This is a genomic window from Natronorubrum sediminis, assembly GCF_900108095.1.
In the GTDB taxonomy this organism is placed as follows: Archaea; Halobacteriota; Halobacteria; order Halobacteriales; family Natrialbaceae; genus Natronorubrum; species Natronorubrum sediminis.
This window is the reverse complement of sequence record NZ_FNWL01000001.1, coordinates 1,186,360-1,203,159: the sequence shown is the minus strand read 5'-3', so window position 1 is coordinate 1,203,159 and position 16,800 is coordinate 1,186,360. Positions and strand designations below refer to the sequence as shown.

The 16,800-nt window shown below is 61.3% G+C and carries 17 protein-coding genes; 13 read left to right on the top strand and 4 right to left on the bottom strand.

The annotated features are described in order from the left end of the window. The first annotated feature begins 241 nt into the window (after positions 1-241). The 6 genes from BLW62_RS05920 (at position 242) to BLW62_RS05895 (ending at position 7,724) form a co-directional block, all read left to right on the top strand. A complete protein-coding gene (locus BLW62_RS05920) occupies positions 242-1,273 on the top strand; it encodes a hypothetical protein (protein ID WP_139305379.1) in 1,032 nt (343 codons plus the stop codon). Between the two features lie 121 nt (positions 1,274-1,394). Further along, on the top strand, positions 1,395-4,148 hold the full coding sequence (locus tag BLW62_RS05915; RefSeq protein WP_449289551.1) for a vWA domain-containing protein: 2,754 nt from the start codon (positions 1,395-1,397) through the stop codon (positions 4,146-4,148). A gap of 202 nt (positions 4,149-4,350) precedes the next feature. Further along, positions 4,351-4,875, top strand: coding sequence for a DUF7344 domain-containing protein (locus BLW62_RS05910; protein WP_090506440.1), 525 nt, complete (start codon positions 4,351-4,353; stop codon positions 4,873-4,875). A gap of 3 nt (positions 4,876-4,878) precedes the next feature. After that, the gene (locus BLW62_RS05905; protein WP_090506038.1) at positions 4,879-5,382 is read left to right on the top strand and encodes a hypothetical protein; all 504 of its coding nucleotides are present in this window, start codon (positions 4,879-4,881) and stop codon (positions 5,380-5,382) included. Between the two features lie 198 nt (positions 5,383-5,580). Then, positions 5,581-5,907 (top strand): EMC6-like membrane protein, encoded by a 327-nt coding sequence (locus tag BLW62_RS05900; RefSeq protein ID WP_090506036.1) that lies wholly within the window; start codon positions 5,581-5,583, stop codon positions 5,905-5,907. A gap of 2 nt (positions 5,908-5,909) precedes the next feature. After that, entirely contained in the window at positions 5,910-7,724 is a 1,815-nt protein-coding gene (locus BLW62_RS05895) for a ribosome biogenesis/translation initiation ATPase RLI (RefSeq protein ID WP_090506035.1), read from the top strand. A 60-nt stretch (positions 7,725-7,784) separates the two neighbouring features. On the opposite strand, the gene BLW62_RS05890 is transcribed toward BLW62_RS05895, so the two are convergent. Both BLW62_RS05890 and BLW62_RS05885 read right to left on the bottom strand, forming a co-directional pair. Beyond that, positions 7,785-8,675 carry an MFS transporter gene (locus BLW62_RS05890; RefSeq protein ID WP_245726668.1) on the bottom strand — a complete coding sequence of 297 codons (891 nt, stop codon included), beginning with the start codon at positions 8,673-8,675 and terminating at the stop codon, positions 7,785-7,787. A 153-nt stretch (positions 8,676-8,828) separates the two neighbouring features. Next, complete coding sequence (locus tag BLW62_RS05885; RefSeq protein WP_090506033.1) at positions 8,829-9,350, bottom strand: archaemetzincin family Zn-dependent metalloprotease; 522 nt, start codon at positions 9,348-9,350, stop codon at positions 8,829-8,831. A 39-nt stretch (positions 9,351-9,389) separates the two neighbouring features. Between BLW62_RS05885 and BLW62_RS05880 the strand changes: the two genes are divergently transcribed. From BLW62_RS05880 to BLW62_RS05860, 5 genes are all read left to right on the top strand, one after another. Continuing rightward, positions 9,390-9,797 (top strand): UPF0146 family protein, encoded by a 408-nt coding sequence (locus BLW62_RS05880; RefSeq protein WP_090506031.1) that lies wholly within the window; start codon positions 9,390-9,392, stop codon positions 9,795-9,797. Between the two features lie 124 nt (positions 9,798-9,921). Next, on the top strand, positions 9,922-10,581 hold the full coding sequence (locus BLW62_RS05875) for a metalloprotease family protein (RefSeq protein WP_090506029.1): 660 nt from the start codon (positions 9,922-9,924) through the stop codon (positions 10,579-10,581). A gap of 82 nt (positions 10,582-10,663) precedes the next feature. Then, positions 10,664-11,539: a TIGR01548 family HAD-type hydrolase gene (locus BLW62_RS05870; protein WP_090506028.1), complete on the top strand. Its 876-nt coding sequence runs from the start codon at positions 10,664-10,666 to the stop codon at positions 11,537-11,539. A 108-nt stretch (positions 11,540-11,647) separates the two neighbouring features. Then, positions 11,648-13,273: an FAD-dependent oxidoreductase gene (locus BLW62_RS05865; protein WP_090506026.1), complete on the top strand. Its 1,626-nt coding sequence runs from the start codon at positions 11,648-11,650 to the stop codon at positions 13,271-13,273. 147 nt (positions 13,274-13,420) lie between these two features. Continuing rightward, the gene (locus tag BLW62_RS05860) at positions 13,421-13,957 is read left to right on the top strand and encodes a hypothetical protein (RefSeq protein WP_245726667.1); all 537 of its coding nucleotides are present in this window, start codon (positions 13,421-13,423) and stop codon (positions 13,955-13,957) included. Positions 13,958-13,985: 28 nt separating this feature from the next. On the opposite strand, the gene BLW62_RS05855 is transcribed toward BLW62_RS05860, so the two are convergent. Together BLW62_RS05855 and BLW62_RS05850 are read right to left on the bottom strand one after the other, a co-directional pair. Continuing rightward, positions 13,986-14,819 carry a glycerophosphodiester phosphodiesterase gene (locus BLW62_RS05855; RefSeq protein ID WP_090506022.1) on the bottom strand — a complete coding sequence of 278 codons (834 nt, stop codon included), beginning with the start codon at positions 14,817-14,819 and terminating at the stop codon, positions 13,986-13,988. 102 nt (positions 14,820-14,921) lie between these two features. Next, positions 14,922-15,956, bottom strand: coding sequence for an LLM class flavin-dependent oxidoreductase (locus BLW62_RS05850; RefSeq protein WP_090506020.1), 1,035 nt, complete (start codon positions 15,954-15,956; stop codon positions 14,922-14,924). A gap of 103 nt (positions 15,957-16,059) precedes the next feature. Between BLW62_RS05850 and BLW62_RS05845 the strand changes: the two genes are divergently transcribed. After that, positions 16,060-16,317: a hypothetical protein gene (locus tag BLW62_RS05845; protein WP_090506019.1), complete on the top strand. Its 258-nt coding sequence runs from the start codon at positions 16,060-16,062 to the stop codon at positions 16,315-16,317. Between the two features lie 122 nt (positions 16,318-16,439). After that, entirely contained in the window at positions 16,440-16,724 is a 285-nt protein-coding gene (locus BLW62_RS05840; protein WP_090506018.1) for a hypothetical protein, read from the top strand. The last annotated feature ends 76 nt before the right edge of the window (positions 16,725-16,800 follow it).

The window sequence follows — 16,800 nt, the reverse complement described above, 5'->3', positions numbered from 1 at the left end:
CAAATACGAACAGTCTTCAATAGTACAATCTATCCCGTTCGGCAGAAAAATTATTGTGGGCCCGTCCTATCTCGAGCCCTATGGGAGCACGTGTTGGGGAACGACAGGGAGTGACCATTTCGGTGGTCGACTCGAGACGAGGCCGTGATCGGGGCGACCACTCGAGCGCGAATTCGACTGACGCAGGGCGAACGGATCGGCACGGCTGTCGACTCCACTCGATCGATAGGGGGATCGTGCCGTGAGAAACGCGTTCACGATGCTGGGCGTGATCTGTCTCCTCGTCGGCGGCGCAATCGTCGTCGCACCCCTGTTCGGCGGCTACTCGTCAGTCGCAGACAGAGAAACGAGCGTCTCCGTCGCCGAGAACGACCAATACGCGTATCTCGGTCTCGAGGAAACGTACGACGGGCCGGAAATCGAATACGATAGTGGATGGGGGCCGATTGGCGGCACCGATGTGAGCGCTGAGGTCGCATCCATAACGAACAACGCAAACGACCCACTCGAGATTGCGGACGTACACGTTCGCGGTACGACGTGGGCTGGCGGCGGTGATAGCAGTGTCCTCTCGGTCGCGAATACCGATGATCACGCCGGCCTCAACTCAGGGGACGCCGTGCCGATCGAACTCGAGTGTAGTCAGGATGTCGACGTGGCGGCGGACGACGCGACGGTCGACTTGTCGGTTACTACAGACGGATCTGGTGCTTCTGTTGACCGAGAGGCGTTTACGGTATCTGGCGTCAATTTCGATTGCGAAGGCGACCAGCCACCCGCCGATGACTACCCAGCGCCGATTCCAATCGACGATTCCGGCCTTGAACTCGTCGGTCCACCCGAAACTGCGACCTCGAGTGGCGTCGATACTGGCGAGGAATCGGCAGTCATGTTCGACATCGAATACGAGGGTGAAGGTGATGGAACTGTGACTGGAATCTCAGTACGAGAAACCTCGAGTGCGGCGAGTGAAATCGGCTACACCGGAACCGGCGGCTCAGAACTCATCATCGACGCGAGTGAAGACGGAAGTCTCGATGACGACATCGAAATCGGCGACGGTGCACCCCGATACGATCTCGGTGATCAGGCAGTGCTCGAAAGTGGGGACGAGGCCACAGTTACGCTCGAGCAGTTCCGTACTGGTGGCGCGTTTAGCCAGGTCGACATGCGCGGAGAAACAGCGACTGTTGTGCTGTACGTAGGGGGACTCGACCCGGACGACCCTGGCGCAGAGCTCCCCGTCAAAATCGATCTCGAGATTCCTGAATAGTGCGGTAGTGAGCACTCGTCCACGCGACCTACTCTTTTCTCTAATTTCTGATAAAATAGATGTTCGTCTATGATGACTATACAGTACACTTATATAATTTAGGGCGAGATTGTATTGTAGAATGAACAGTGTTGGGAATAGACCATCTTCGCACGCTCACCGGGATCGGGGGGTTAATCCACAACTCGGTATCGTGCTGTTGTTCATGATGGTCTTCGTGGGGGGGACGCTCGTATTCGTCGTCGGAATGGGTGCGATGGATACAATCCAATCACAGACGCACGGAGAAAAGACCGAACAGGACCTCCAGCAGTTCGACTCCGATCTCACGACGATTGCTGCACAGGGTGAAACGGGATCGGTCTACCTCGACGATCTCGACGGCGAAATCGTCGATGACGGTAAGTTGGAAGTGACCGTGTCGGATGGGTACCGAACTGACACTGAATCGACCAATTTGACAACGTTCGCGGCCGAAGACGACGGTGGAAACGAGTACGCCTATCAGGCAGGTGGCGTTTGGGAGATTCACGACGACCGTGCGACCCCGATGTCGACGCCGAACATCGACTATTATCAAGAAACCATCGACGACGAGGAGGTCGGTCGAATCGACATTTCGCCGCTCTCGCTCGAGGGAACCGTTGGCTCCGGTGAACACACGGTTCAACAACCCCAAGACGATAATTCAGGTGAATTCGACACCCTCGGTAACGACATGGACTACGTGGACCACGTCACGGTCGAGGTTACCGAGACGGCCTACCACCACGGCTGGTACTCATTCCTGGAGGACGAGTTCGATGCGGTCGACGAATCCGACGTAGACGACGACTGTGACTCGGCCAGTGGTGAAGTGACTGTTATCTGCCACGATGAGTCGGCAGAGTCGGTTACGGTCGTCGCCGCCGTCGACGGCGACGCGCCGCTCGCAGACCTCGTCGATATCGAACCGGCCATCTTCGGCGGCCTGTTCCTCGAGGGTGACGAGGGCCAACTCGATTCGACGCTTGACGTAAATTCCTACGAAAATGACGATACGGAAGAGAACGTCTCCGACGACCTGTTCCTCGCAAATTACGAGTCGTACGATCTCCACAACCACGCAACTGTCGATGGAATTCCCGTCGTGAACGGCACACTCGGATCTAATGGTAACCCAGTAATTTCGCAACTCGGTTACGGAACGGCTGTCGATGGCCATCCTGTTGGTTCCGAAGGCGAGGCTGACGGTGTCTACCAATTACGGCCAGATCCAGATGAGAACGCTCAACCTCACCAGGTAGATGCACTTGCAACGGAGCTCTCAGAACCGTTCGATGACATCGATCGTATCGACGACGAACTCGAGCAATTGCATGATGAGTATCTCGATGGGGAACCAGAAGCGGATGGTGAAGTTTCCGCCACCGACGGTGACGGTCAAGAAGGGTTGTTCGATGGGGCCTCCGACATTGACTCACTCGATTCGTCTGATGGTGATGTCCATGTCGGTGTCGACGGACACAACGCGCTTGAACTTATAAACGAGTCGGACACTATTACAGTCAGTGGGGACAATCAGACGAACTTTTACGTCGATGGAAACGTCGAACTCGGAAACGTCGAAATCGAACCCGACGACAGCGCTGATTCGCTGTGGATCTACGGCTCGAGTAATTCAGAAATCACTATCGACGACGACTTCCAGGGTGTCGTCTACGCGCCGGGTGCCGATATCGACATTGCTGCGGACGTAACGATCGACGGTGCAGTCGTTGCTGGGGATGGCAATCTCGAATCTTCAAACCAGAACCCACAGGGCCCACAAGACGATGACATCGAGGAGTACGATGTCGAGGTCAACTTCGACGAATCGTTGCGTACCGAGACGCCGTTTACGGACTCCGACGAGGACCTCTACTTCGAGTACGGCGAGCAACGAATGCCACTCGACGCGACGTTCGTGCTCGACCGATCCGGGTCGATGGGGCCACACAACCCGAACGACGCGGTCGATCCGTACAATCCGAACGACGAAGTCGACGTCGGCGAAGACTGGGAACCGATTCCGACGGGGGACCCCTTCCGGAATATGGAGGGTGGTTTCCTGGGATCGAACGAACGTGACGTCGAACTCCGAGACGAGGACGGCAACACCGAGCGACTCGAGTATCGCGATTACGCTCATCCAGATGACTGGGAGGACGTTCGTGTCCATCCCGACGACCATTCCGGGGTGTCCTTTTGGGAACGTACAGCGTCGCTCGGTCTGTACAATCACCCCGGAAACGACCCGACCAGTGAACGCGTCGACGCGACTCGGAATTTCATCGGCATGATGAACGAGACCGATGGTGACCGCGCCGGTGTCTACGACTTCGACCGAGACGGACACGTGCTCCATCACCTCGACGACGACCTCGAGGCAGCGCAGGCGAACGTCGAAGGCCACGCAGACGGCGGAACGAACATGGCCGACGGGTTCGAACTCGCACTTAACGACTACGAGAACTACGGCGAAGACGACCAGGAGCGAGTTACGGTTCTGCTGAGCGACGGACAGAACAACTATCCCGAAGATGATGCGGCGATGGACGCGCAAGTCGAGCGCGCGAACGAACTCAACGTCACGCTCTACACTGTCGGGTTGGGCGGCCTCGAGCACGATCCGATTCCGGAAGACGAACTCGAGGAGTGGGCCGAACAGACTGGCGGCTCGTTCCACAGCACGGACGACGCCGAGGAACTCTTCGATCTCTTCGAGACCATCGCGGAAGAAGAAGTCGAGGTCGATGCCGAACCAGAAGTCGAAATTACTGCGACACACGAACGAGACGTGACGGCAGACTACGCTGTCAGTGCCAGCGAACAGGTCGTCGAGATCGACTCCTGACTCGCTCGCTAAAACTGACAAATTGTGGATGGTGGCAATATCGAGATTGACTTGCTCAATTGAATTCAGTCGATAAGGCGCATACTGAGTGGGAATTTCCATCCTGTCACACACAAAAGTACTGTCGTCTCCCGGCAAGAAACATTATGTACGATAGATACGTCACTCTTCATTGGGGGTACGATATCCAATGGCGACACCGATGAGTAGCGACTCGAGAAAGGGGGAGATATTCGATCTGCTGAGCAATCAGCGTCGCCGCTATACGATTCACTACTGTAAACGCGAGAACGAACCGGTGACGATCGGCGACCTGGCGGAACACGTGGCGGCCTGGGAACTCGACAAGGAGGTCACAGAACTCACGTCTGCAGAGCGAAAGCGCGTGTACACGTCCTTACAGCAGACACATTTGCCGACGCTCGAGCGAGCGGACGTGATCGAGTTCGACGACCGAACGATCGAACTGACGGACGAGGCGGCGGACCTCGAGATCTACCTCGATATCGTCCCGTCGGGCTCGATTCCGTGGGCAATGTACTACCTCGGGTTGACGGCGATTGGCGCGGTCGTCGTGAGCGGACTCTGGTTGGGGGCGATACCAACGGAGACCGTTTCAGAGCTATTCTGGGGAACGCTGGTCTTTTCGGTGTTCGGAGTTTCGGCCGTCGTCCACGCGTTTCAGGCCCGAAAGCAGCAACTCGGACGAATGGAGCGTCCACCGTAATTAATGCTCAGACTCTCGAGACTCGCCATTGCGTTCCTCGTGATAGGTGCCGTGTTACTGGCGGGTCCGATCTACGGGTTTACCACCGTGAGCTCTGAGCGAGGGGTGGACGTCAGTACAGGGGGCGACTCAAGTGCGTACCTGGGTGTCGAACCAACTGGTGAGGAAATTGAAGGAAACGGTGATGCCGCCACTGTCGTTTACCTTCACAACAACGTTGGCACGGAGTTTACCAACCCTGATATCGTAGTCGATGGACTCGGTAACGACCTCGAGGTGGAGAGCAGTCCTGATACCCTCGGCCCAGAAGAATCAGGTGAGATCGTCGTTGAGTGTGTGGACGGAATTGGCGGACACGATGGTAATACGGTGCAGGTTGATGTGTTCGTTGAAGAGGCAGAATCCGAAGCAATGACGGTCTCTAACATCGCTCTCGAGTTCGATCTCGAGTACAATTGCCACCCTGGCGGCGGTGGCGGTCCCGGTGGTGGCGGTCCTCCTGGGTAGCCTATCGGACTAAACAAAGGAGGCTCTTCCTGACGAATATGACGAATAATACCTGCATGTTCGTGTTGTTGGCGATCAGTTACGATCGAGTTCGCTCGTCAGTCGCAACGTCGTTATCTCGAGTCCCCAATTCTGGACGCTATCGTCTCTCGGCGGCGACCCGAACGCCTTTTTAGCCCCGCACTCGGAGTTATTCGCATGTCGACCGAATCGATTAGTGACCGACGCGAGCATATTCGCTCGATCAGCGTGACGGCGCTGTCGGCGCTGCTCGGCGTCGCTGCCGGGTTTGCCTCGCTGGCGATTACCGGCGACGCCGCTTCGGCAGACGCGGCAGCGTCGGATATGCGAGGGCTCTTGCTCGTGTTGGGGGCAATCCTCGCCCAGTTCATCCTCTTTGACTTCACGAGCATTTACGGGGACGACGAGTTCGGGGCGAAACACTACCTGTACATCGTGTTCATGACCTTCTCGTTCTGGTTCGTGACGTTTGGTATCCTGCTCACCACGGGGGCAAGCGTCTAACAATGGCTGATGACAGTATCGCCGTCGTAGACTTAGATCGGTGCCAGCCAGATCGATGTAGCTACGAGTGTAAGAACTACTGCCCGCCGAATCGGACGGGAAAGGAGTGTATCACCCTTCGGGGTGAAGATACGGACGAAGGGCAACCCGAACAGATTCACATCTCCGAAGAGATCTGTCTGGGCGAAACCTGCGGAATCTGCGTCGAAAAGTGTCCCTTCGACGCCATCGAGATCATCAACCTCCCGAAGGAACTCCAGAACGATCCGGCCCATCGCTACGGCGAGAACGCCTTCTCGCTCTATGGGCTCCCAGCACCACAGGACGGGCAAGTCACCGGGATTCTCGGCCCGAACGGTATCGGGAAGACCACTGCCATCCGAATTTTAGCCGGTGAACTCGAGCCGAATCTCGGACGCCACGACGAAGACGTCGACTGGGACGACGTCCTCGAGGCCTATCGCGGGACGGAACTCCAGGACTACATCGCAGCCGTCCGTGACGGCGACGTGACGGTCGCCCGAAAGCCCCAGTACGTCGACCAGATTCCGAACACGTTCGATGGCAATACACGCGAGTTGCTCGAGCAAACTAACGAACGTGGGGCGCTCGACGAACTCGTCGAGCGACTCTCGCTCGGGCCGGTGATGGACCAATCGATCGACGACCTCTCCGGCGGGGAACTCCAGCGTGTGGCCATCGCGGCGACGCTGGCTCGCGATACGGACTTTTACTTCCTCGACGAGATCACGCCGTACCTCGATATCGGGCAGCGAGTGACGGCGGCCCGACTGATCCGAGACCTCGCCGAGAAAGAGGATCGGTCGATGCTCGTCATCGAACACGACCTCGCCATTCTCGACTTACTGGCCGACACGCTCCACGTCGCCTACGGTGAGCCCGGTGCCTACGGTGTCATTACGGCCCCGAAATCCGTCCGAAACGGGATCAACGAGTACCTCTCGGGCTACCTCGACAACGAGAACATGCGGATCCGACCGGATCCCATCGAGTTCGAAGAACACGCGCCTCGAGCGGCGAGTCACACTGAGCCGCTCGTCGAGTACCCCGACCTCACTAAGAGCTACGGCGACGGCGAGTTCTCCCTCGAGGTCGAGGGCGGGACGATCCGCCAGAACGAGGTGCTCGGCATCGTCGGTCCGAACGGCATCGGGAAGTCGACGTTCGCGAAACTTCTCACGGGGAACCTCGAGCCAGACGAAGGGGACGCGGACCTCGACCTCGACATCTCCTACAAGCCACAGTACGTGACGATCGACCAGCACATGCGCGTCGACGCGTTCCTCTCGTCGATCACGGACCAGTTCGGTTCGTCGTACTGGAACACCGAAATCGCTCAACCGCTCCAACTCGAGCGGATCATGGAGCAGAATCTCGCAGACCTCTCGGGCGGTGAACGCCAGCGGGTGGCAATCGCGGCCTGTCTCTCCGACTCCGCGGATCTGTACCTCCTCGACGAACCGTCGGCGCACCTCGACGTCGAACAGCGGGTGCAGGCGACGAGCGCGATCCGGCGCTACGCTGAACAACAGGACGCGACGGTCATGGTCATCGACCACGACACGTACATGATCGACCTGCTCGCGGACCGATTGATGGTCTTCGACGGCGAACCAGCCGAACACGGTCGGGCCAGTGGGCCACAACCGATGCGCGAGGGCATGAACGACTTCCTGGCGAATCTCGAGGTCACGTTCCGCCGGGACGAGCGTACGTCGCGTCCGCGAATCAACAAGCCCGATTCGCAACTCGACAAACAGCAGAAAGCAGACGGCGAGTACTACTACGCGCCCTGACGCTGGGGCGTGAATTGGTCTGTATTCGAAGCGATTCTTTCGACGGTACCTCACGACACCTCACGATGAGTCGCGAGTGCCGATAGCGAGTCCTACCAGCACGATCGCGAGCCCGAGAGCGAGGGCTCCGAGTACGGACGCCGAGACGACGAGCGTCCCGGTCGCGCCGAGGACGCCACCGATCGCAGCGACGAGCGTTCCCACGAGGACGAACGCGATACCGAGGCGTTCGTCGGTGACGAGCGTCGAGTCGGGTTCCGCCTTCGGCTCCGGTCGCTCGAGGGGATCCACGAGTCGCCACTCGGGTGTTTGCTCTCGCTCGAGTCGGTATCGCCCGCCCGAGAGTGAGGAGAGCAACGCGTCGCTGGCGGTTTGGAGCGAGGATTCCCACGCCCACCACTCCTCGTCGTTGGCCTCGAGATCCGTTCGCTGGACGTAGACGGGTTCGCCGACGATGTGGTCGATCGAGGCAGCGTCGTAGCCGATGTCTTCGACGAGTCGGGCGAGGAGAAACTCCCGGGACCACGGAATCGGTTTCTCGAGGGGGAACGAGGCGGTCTCGCCGTGGGGGAGAGAGACAGTGAGTTCGACTGTGGTGGAATCGACGCCGGCGACGTCGATGATGCGACCCTCGACGTACCCTTCAGGCGTCGTCATGATGTCGATCCGACCGAGTTCGTCGGCGAGGGCTCCGTCCGAAACGGACTCACTGGCATTCCCCTCGAGTCGGTCGTGAGTCGTCTCTCGGTCGTGTCGTCGGTCACTGAGTGAACCGGGAGCGTCGTCGAATCGCTCGTCGCGTCCGCGAGTGACCTCGATTTCGACTTCACCGTCGCTATCGCTGGTCTCGCGGTCGATATCGTTCGGTTCGGTAGGTTCGTCGGTCACGAGTGGGATGGTCGTCTCGAGCGTACGGGCGCGAGCGAGGTAAGTCGTTCCCGTCTCTTGCATCCCTGCGACAGGCTGACAGCCGGCTCACCTTTCCCGGCACGCTTTCGAGAACACGTCCCCCTCGAAGACACACAGACAGATCCGAACTGGGTGGAGTGCAATCTAATCGGTGAGGGTGTGGGGTAGCAGGCTGCCACCGAGAGGAGGGCCAAGTTAGCTAATCAATCGCTGACAGCTGCCACAGAGGTTCTCCTCTTTGATGTCGACTTCGCGGACGGTCGGCGAGAAGTTCATCACGCAGCGGTTGTTGTCACAGTGTTCGAGGCCGTAGGTGTGGCCGATTTCGTGGACGATCTCTTTACGGACGCGGTCTTGAAAGATGTCGGCTGCACTTTGATTCGAAAAGCCGCCGTCGCTCGAGGTCTGGAGGCGATAGGTCGAGACGACGCTGCCGCTGCCGTCGAGATAAGCGAGTCCGAAGACGTAGTTTCGACGGCGATAGAAGAGGTCGTGTGGCGTGATAGCGATGTTCTTCTCGCCGTTGCCGACGCGTTCGGCGAGTTGGATGAAGGTTTCTGCAGTGTACTGGTTTCGGTCGGCGTCGTACGCACCGTTGGGGACCGGTTGGGCGTCGTTGATCGTCACGTCGCAATCGTATACCGATCGCAACGCGGAAGAAGCCGCCCGTTTGACGTTGGCGGGGACGTTTCCGACCGGCACGATATCGACGAGCATAGCAAGTGCTATGGCGGCGGATGGCATAAACGTCCCGCCGTGTCCCACTCTCGCCGGAACCCGGAGACGTTGCTCGAGTCCTTGGCCGATTTCGAGTCACTCGTCGAGGTCGGTATCGGCCGTCGAAGCGATATCGCGGCGGCCCTCGTCGCTCGCAGCGCGAACGTCACCGCGACGGACGTTCACGATCGATCGGTTCCGGACGGCGTGGGGTTCGTCCGGGACGATATCGTCGATCCAAATCTTCCGATCTACGAGGGTGTCGAGGCGATTTACGCACAAAACCTCCCTCCTGAGTTACATCGCCCGGCACTCGACGTCGCTCGCGAGGTCGACGCTGCGTTCTTGTTTACGACGCTCGGTGGCGACCAGCCCGCGGTTCCCGTCGAGCGGGTGACCATCGACTCGGGGACGCTGTACGTGGCTCGCTCGAGCGAGTCTCGATGATCGACCTGGCTCGAGTGAGATCGATTTGGCTCAGGTGTGAGGAATGTTACCAGAAAACTACCAGTGGGACGCGTGACAGATCGCTCCGAACGAATTATCGGGGTGTACTTCCTTTCGCACACTAATGGCCAGTGAGTACGTGGTCGCTGCCGTCGCGCTCGTCGTTGCGCTCGTGGCCGTGGCGGTGGCAGTTTCGGGTTTCAGCTACCTCCTCTGGTTAGTGCTTCGAGTGTTCTCTGCGCCCGGCGTCGTCGTCCACGAGTTCGCCCACAAACAAGCCTGTGACGCTGCCGGGGTTCCCGTCGCGGAGGTGGTGTACTTCCGACTGGGTGACCCGCCGGGGTACGTTCGCCACCACCACCCGAAGCGCTATCGCACGTCGTTCCTCATCAGCGTCGCGCCGTTTCTGGTGAACACGATCATCTCCCTCGTCGCGTTCCTCGGGTTCGCCTGGCTCGTGACGACGACCGTCGACGTCGCGTCGGTCTCCGCGGCGGTTGCCGACCTGCGTGTCGCCCCACCCGAAACACTCGCGCTCGTCGGACTCAGCGGGTGGCTGGGACTCTCCGTTGGGATGCAGGCGTTTCCGAGCACCGGCGACGCGAAAACGCTCTGGACGCGCTCGAGTTCCGAGTGGCGCCAGTCGCCGCTCGTGTTGCTCGGCGTTCCCGTCGTCGTCGTCATCTACGTCGCGAACCTGCTCTCGTGGCTGTGGGCCGACGTGCTCTACGCGCTGGCGCTCGGCGTCGCCGCGTTTTCCGTCGTCGGCTGGATCGGTTTGTGATTCAACTGCAGCCGTGACCCTCGGTCCCCGTCTCGAGGCCAAATCCGACCGTCTTTATTCCTGCCCCTGCCTCTACTCGAGTATGAACGCAGATGCTGTCGTCCTCGATATCGATGGCGTGCTCGTCGACGTGGAAGACTCCTACCGACGTGCGATCGTCGAGTCGATCGAGACCGTCTACGACCGAACGATCCGCAAGCCCGACATTCAGCAGTTCAAAGACGCGGGCGGGTTCAACAACGACTGGGAACTGACGTACGCCGCAGCGCTGTACGTCCTCGCGACGGGTGAAGGGTACAGCACGTCCATCGACGAGTATACTGACGAAATCGCCGCTCGAGGCGGCGGACTCGAGGCCGCCGAAGGCGCGATTCGTGAGGAACTCGGCGCGCGGGCGACCCAGCGCGTCACGGAGCGCTGGGATCGAGAGCGACTCCGCGACGTCTTCCAGCAGTTGTACCTCGGAGCCGACCTCTATCGGGGCCTCGAGGGCGGGGACCCTGATCGAGAGACGCCCGGGTTCATCCACGACGAACCGGTGTTGCTCGGGGAAGGGACGCGCGAGGCCATCCTCGAACAGTACGACGTCGGCGTCGTCACGGGCCGGCCGGAAGCGGAGGCCGAAATCGCGCTGGAGCGTGTCGGTCTCGAGAGCGAGATTCCACTCGAGCACCGATTCACGATGGACGACTGGGCCGAAGGAAAGCCACATCCCCACGCGTTGACCACGCTTGCCGAGCGATTCGACGCCGACAGCGTCGTCTTCGTCGGCGACACCTTGGACGACGTTCGAACGGCCACGAACGCGGCCGACGTGGACCCCGACCGGGAGTACCACGGCGTGGGTGTCCTCACTGGCGGTCTCACGGGCGAGGCGGGCCGGCGTGCGTACGAAGCCGAAGACGCGGCGGCCGTGCTCGAGTCGATCGACGAACTGCCGTCGCTGCTCGAGTCGTAGGTGGGGATACTCGAGCGATCCGTCTTCCCTTGCAGGATCGCCTGGTCCGTGTTTCCTTGCAGGACCCCCGTCCGCTTTTTGTCGCTCGTCGGTGTAGCACGTCGGGAGATGGCCGAATTCACTCGAGACGATCTTCCCGGCGAACCGACATCGTGGTGGCTCGCGAGCACCCCAGAGTCGACGCGAGACGATGAGACGGGAGGTGGTGAGAGAGAAGGTGACGAAGCAGGGGATGAGGACGACGAAACCAGGACGCTGACGACCGACCAGTCGGTCGACGTAGCGGTCGTCGGTGCCGGAATCGCCGGTCTCTCGACGGCGTACTCGCTTCGCGAACGCGGCGAAACGGTCGCCGTCCTCGAGCGTGATCGCGTCGCGAGCGGGGTGACGGCGAAGTCGACGGCGAAACTGACCAGCCAACACGGCGAGATATACGACCACCTTCGTCGGGAGTTCGGCCGTCGACAGGCGAGACAGTACGCTCGCGTTCAGGAGGACGCGATCGATCGAGTCGAAGGACTGGTCGACGCCCTCGACATCGACTGCGGGTTCGAACGTCAGCCGTCGTACCTCTACAGCAACGAACCCGACGCGATCCAGCGCGAGACGGATGCCGCACAGGCTGCCGGACTCGAGGCGACGTACGTGACCTCGGTGCCGCCGTTCGAGCGGGCGCAGGCGGCCGTGCGCTTCGACGACCAGGCGTGGTTTCACCCGCGAAAGTACCTGCTCGCGATTACGGACGAATTGCGAGACGACGAGGGCGCGAGCGTCTACGAACGCACCCGCGTGACGGACCTCGATCCGGGGACGCCGTGTCGCGTTCACACCTCCGAGGGGACCGTGACGGCGCGGCGAGTCGTTCTCGCGACCGGGTTCCCCATCCTCGATCGGATCGGCTACTTCGCACGGATGCACCCCAAGCGTTCGTACGTGCTCGGGATCCGTCTCGCGGGCGATCCGCCCGAGGGGATGTACTACCGCTCGAGCGACAACTATCGATCCGTACGCAGCCATCGCGACACTGATGGCGAACTCTTGCTCGTCGGCGGCGAGAATCACAAGACCGGCCAGGGCGGCTCGACCGCCGAGCGCTACCAGCGACTCGAGCGCTGGGCTCGTGAACGGTTTCCCGTGGACGAGGTCGCCTATCGCTGGTCGACGCAGGATTACAAACCGGTCGACAAAGTGCCGTTCGTCGGTCGCGTCGGCGGGGCCGAAAACGTCCTCGTCGCGACCGGTTTTCGCGGCTGGGGGATGACGAACGGCGTCGCCGCCGGAACCCTACTCGCGAAGCTCGTTACGGGCGAGGAGCCCCCGGAACGCGACCTGTTCGACCCGCTTCGATTCACGCCGAAGACCTCGGCTGGCTCGGCGCTCACTGAAAACGCCGACGCGATGAGCCAGTTCGCGACCGACTGGGCGCGCTCGCTGCTCTCGCCCGGCCTCGAGTCCCTCGACCCAGGCGAGGGTCGGGTCGTCCGACAGGGTGGCAAACCCGTCGCCTGCTCGCGCGACGACGACGGTGAACTCCACGCGACGTCCGCCGTTTGCACGCACATGTACTGCGTCGTCGAGTGGAACGACGCCGAAGGAAGCTGGGATTGCCCGTGTCACGGCTCTCGGTTCGACCCCGACGGCGACGTGCTCGAGGGGCCGGCGACCGACGACTTGCCGAAGCGGGAGTCACTCGATGGGCCGCCATCGGATTCCGAACCCGGGTCGAACCGGTGACCGCATTCCGATCAGTAACTGCGGGCCGTGTATTTTGACCCGTAGTCGGACAATTTATGTAGGATATCGAACGAGTCTTCGATACTGGCGGATACACGCGTTCCAGCCCTCTCGTCGGCCCTCGTCGACCTCGGTCGGTTCCTCGGGATGTTCGCCGGCGTCGCCTGGCTGTGCGTCGTGACGGGAACCGTCCTCGCTCGAGTCAGCGACGCGTCGGTGACGGCCGTCCCCGCGGAGTGGCTCGGTATCAGTGTCCTCGCCGTCGCGTTCGTCGTGACGAGTTGGCTCGTCGACGGCGGATTCGACCGTCTCGGTGCCGATCCGAGCGGGGGTTTGACGTTCGTCTGGTTGGCCATCTTCTTCGTACCACTCGCATTCTTCCCGACGCGAGTGGCCCTCGACGCCGTCGCCAACAGTGCGGGCGTTCTCGACGCCGCGTTCATCCTCGCGACGACACTGTTTGCCGGCTGGCTCGCGTTCTACGGCGGCCTCGAGCGACTGTCACTCGCGCCGGACGACTTCCTCCGAATCGGCGTCTTTGTCGTCGCGCTCGGCTCGCCCCCCGTCGCTGCGCGCGTCCTCGCCGACGTGACGTGGTTCGCGGTCGATCCAGTCGCGGGTGCCCTCGCTATCGCCGTTCAAGGCGGTGCCTGCTGGCTCGGAGTTCGGATGGACGTTCCCTAATGCTGTCCGGCTGGACCCGCCGACGTCCTCACGCGTCCGAAAACGAGCCGAGGCCGGGGTAGTCGGCGATGATCCCGTCGACGCCCGCCGCGGCGAGCGCCTCGAACTGATTCCAGGTCGTCACCGTCCAGACGTTCACCGTTCGTCCCTCCCCGTGGGCTTCCTCGAGAACGTCGATACTCGGAGCCGCCTCTCCCGAAAACCCTGCGTACGTGGTCTGCTCGAGTCCAGTTTCGAGGATCGCGTTTCGCGGCGGGTGAACCGCCTCGCAGTCGTAGCGACGGGTGATCTCGAGGCCCGCCTCGAGGTCGTGCCAGACGAGCGTCGCGGCTGGATACCGGGGAGCCACGTCGCGAAGGGCCGCGAGAGCTCCCTCGCAGAACGACGAAAAGAGAATCTCGCCGTCGAACGCCTCGCACGCGTCGACGACTCGTTCGACGAACGGAGCCCACACCGCACGTCGCTCCTCGCGCTCGTCGGCCGGCAACGCCTCCGCAAATCGCACGTCGGTCGTCCCCGGATTCTTCAACTCGACGTTGACGCCCATCGTCTCGGGAATCGACTCGAGGAACGCCTCGAGCGTCGGCACCGTCGCGTCAGTTCCGAGCACGCGCGTCTCCTGGAGTTCCTTGAGTGGCGTCTCCCAGACGTGTCCCGAACCGTCGGTGAGCGGCCGTCCGTCGCGCGCCCCCTCGAGTCGTTCGTCGTGGATCACGACGGGGGTTCCACAGGCGGCCGGCTGAACGTCGATCTCGAGCATCGCCGTTCGGTCGTCATCGGCCGCGACGGCGGCCGCTTCGAGGGTGTTCTCGGGTGCGACGCCGGCGTAGCCGCGGTGAGCGATGACGGTCGGAGTGGCCATGCGTACACGTCTCTCTCCGGACTCATTGGTGTGGCGCTCGGCCCTGGTGAGAGTGAGATCGAACCCAAGACGAGGCTGGCTCGCATTCGGGATGATTGCCTGTTATCGCGACTCGAGTCCGACAGCTTCAGCGAGGAGCTCGTGTGAACGAAGCGTGTCCTCGGGGTCCGCAATCTGGTTTTGGATAATGACTTCGTCGACGCCGACCTGCGACGTGAGTTCCTCGAGAATTTCTTGTATCGTCTCCGGACTGCCGGAAACCGCTCGCGGCCACTCGCCTGGCTCGAGCGGAAGTTCAGTCGGCTCTGGCACCGACCCGAGGTAGTCGATTGCGTCCTCGACCGATCGAATCGGCAACTGATCGACCTGGCCGCGTCGGAGCGCTCGAGAGGAGGCGTCGGTCGCTGCCCGAAGCCGCGCGGCCTCCTCGTCGGTTTCGGCGCACGTCGCGTTCACTGCCAGCATCCCGTACGGTTCTGCCGGGCCCGCACCGAACGGCGAGGGCTCGAAGTGTTCTCGGTACACCTCGAAGGCGCGGACGGCCGGCCCCGGCCGGATGAACGCGGCAAAGCAATACGGCAGTCCGAGTTCGCCGGCGATCTTCGCACTCGAGGGACTCGAGCCGAGGACCCAGGTTTCGGGTTTCGTGTCATCAGCGCTAGGAAGCTCGAGCCCGCTGAAGGGATGCTCCGCCGAAAAGCCGTCGTGAAGGTGTTTCGTGACCTCCTCGATCTTCTCGGCGTGATCGTTCGGATTCCGTCGCTGACTTCGATCCGTCTGTAAGGCCAAGTCTCGCGTCGGGTTGCCGGTCGCTCGTCCGAGTCCGAGATCGATGCGCTCGGGGGCGAGCGAATCCAGGACGCTGAACGACTCTGCGACCTTGTAGGGGCTGTAGTGATTGAGCAGGACCGTTCCGGAACCGACGCGGATGTCCTCCGTTTTCCCCGCGACGTGGGGAATCAGTACCTCGGGTGTCGTGCTCGCGATCGAGTCCGGAAAGTCGTGGTGTTCGGCTACCCAGAACCTCGAATAGCCGAGTCGTTCGGCCTGCTTTGCGCGTTCGACGGTCCCCTCGAACGCGTCCGTTGCGTCCCCACCCTCCGGAATCGGCGCGAGATCGACGATCGATAGCTCCACGTTCGTGGTTGGGCGCAGTCGAATAAGTGTGTCCGCTTTCCGGATGAGACGAGGTGACTATCGACGGCCGAGCCTTGAGGGGCCTCGAGCCCGTCTCTCCACTATGACCGAGACCACGCTCGAGGACGTCGAACGGAGTCTGAATCGGGCGACCGAACTGGAGACCGAAGCGGCCGTCTCCGTCCTGCGAACGGCCAGACAGGATCTCGAGGACCTCGGAACTGCCGCAGATGTCGACGAGGAACGTCGACGCGAACTCGAGGATCGACTCGACCAACGAATTCGCGAAGTGGAAAACCGCGACGCCTACGACAGCGGCCTCGGATCGGCGATGAACCCGGAGGACGGCGACGCACCGTAGAATGACGGGGTGTCGTCGGATGGCGACGAATCCGGAGGACGGCAACGTACCGTCAGACGACGAGACGGTCGGACTCGAGATATAACAGTGGATTGATAGGCACTGGCTGCAACCGAGCACTCATGAGCGAATCGGGCCGAGACGCGGAGACGGATACTACCGTTACCGTCGAGATCGATCAGGACGAACTCTACACGGCCGTTCGAACCGGAATCGAGGACGCGCTACTCGACGTGCTGGGGACCGTCCTCTTGTTGGCTCTCGCCTTGCTCTTGGTCGGTGTCGGTGTGCAGGCAATCGTCGAGACACCGTCGTCCGTCAACGTTGCGTTCGGTGGCGTCATGGTCGGTCTCGGGCTCGCGATTACTGCAGCGGCGTTCGACTTGCTTCCACCGTTTCGAGGCTAACGTTCTCGCTCGGGTTCGCCACCGTCCCAGAACCCGGCGAGAACGGCCGCCCTCCACCCCTTTTATTCGGGTGCCC

Excerpts from the sequence above, each read along its gene's own strand:
- BLW62_RS05885 (WP_090506033.1), bottom strand. The coding sequence starts at position 9,350 with ATGCTCGTCGATATCGTGCCGGTCGGAAACGTCCCCGCCAACGTCAAA.
- BLW62_RS05865 (WP_090506026.1), top strand. The coding sequence starts at position 11,648 with ATGGCCGAATTCACTCGAGACGATCTTCCCGGCGAACCGACATCGTGG.
- BLW62_RS05870 (WP_090506028.1), top strand. The coding sequence starts at position 10,664 with ATGAACGCAGATGCTGTCGTCCTCGATATCGATGGCGTGCTCGTCGAC.
- BLW62_RS05860 (WP_245726667.1), top strand. The coding sequence starts at position 13,421 with ATGTTCGCCGGCGTCGCCTGGCTGTGCGTCGTGACGGGAACCGTCCTC.
- BLW62_RS05840 (WP_090506018.1), top strand. The coding sequence starts at position 16,440 with ATGAGCGAATCGGGCCGAGACGCGGAGACGGATACTACCGTTACCGTC.
- BLW62_RS05895 (WP_090506035.1), top strand. The coding sequence starts at position 5,910 with ATGGCTGATGACAGTATCGCCGTCGTAGACTTAGATCGGTGCCAGCCA.
- BLW62_RS05915 (WP_449289551.1), top strand. The coding sequence starts at position 1,395 with ATGAACAGTGTTGGGAATAGACCATCTTCGCACGCTCACCGGGATCGG.
- BLW62_RS05905 (WP_090506038.1), top strand. The coding sequence starts at position 4,879 with ATGCTCAGACTCTCGAGACTCGCCATTGCGTTCCTCGTGATAGGTGCC.
- BLW62_RS05910 (WP_090506440.1), top strand. The coding sequence starts at position 4,351 with ATGAGTAGCGACTCGAGAAAGGGGGAGATATTCGATCTGCTGAGCAAT.
- BLW62_RS05845 (WP_090506019.1), top strand. The coding sequence starts at position 16,060 with ATGACCGAGACCACGCTCGAGGACGTCGAACGGAGTCTGAATCGGGCG.
- BLW62_RS05875 (WP_090506029.1), top strand. The coding sequence starts at position 9,922 with ATGGCCAGTGAGTACGTGGTCGCTGCCGTCGCGCTCGTCGTTGCGCTC.
- BLW62_RS05900 (WP_090506036.1), top strand. The coding sequence starts at position 5,581 with ATGTCGACCGAATCGATTAGTGACCGACGCGAGCATATTCGCTCGATC.
- BLW62_RS05890 (WP_245726668.1), bottom strand. The coding sequence starts at position 8,675 with ATGCAAGAGACGGGAACGACTTACCTCGCTCGCGCCCGTACGCTCGAG.
- BLW62_RS05855 (WP_090506022.1), bottom strand. The coding sequence starts at position 14,819 with ATGGCCACTCCGACCGTCATCGCTCACCGCGGCTACGCCGGCGTCGCA.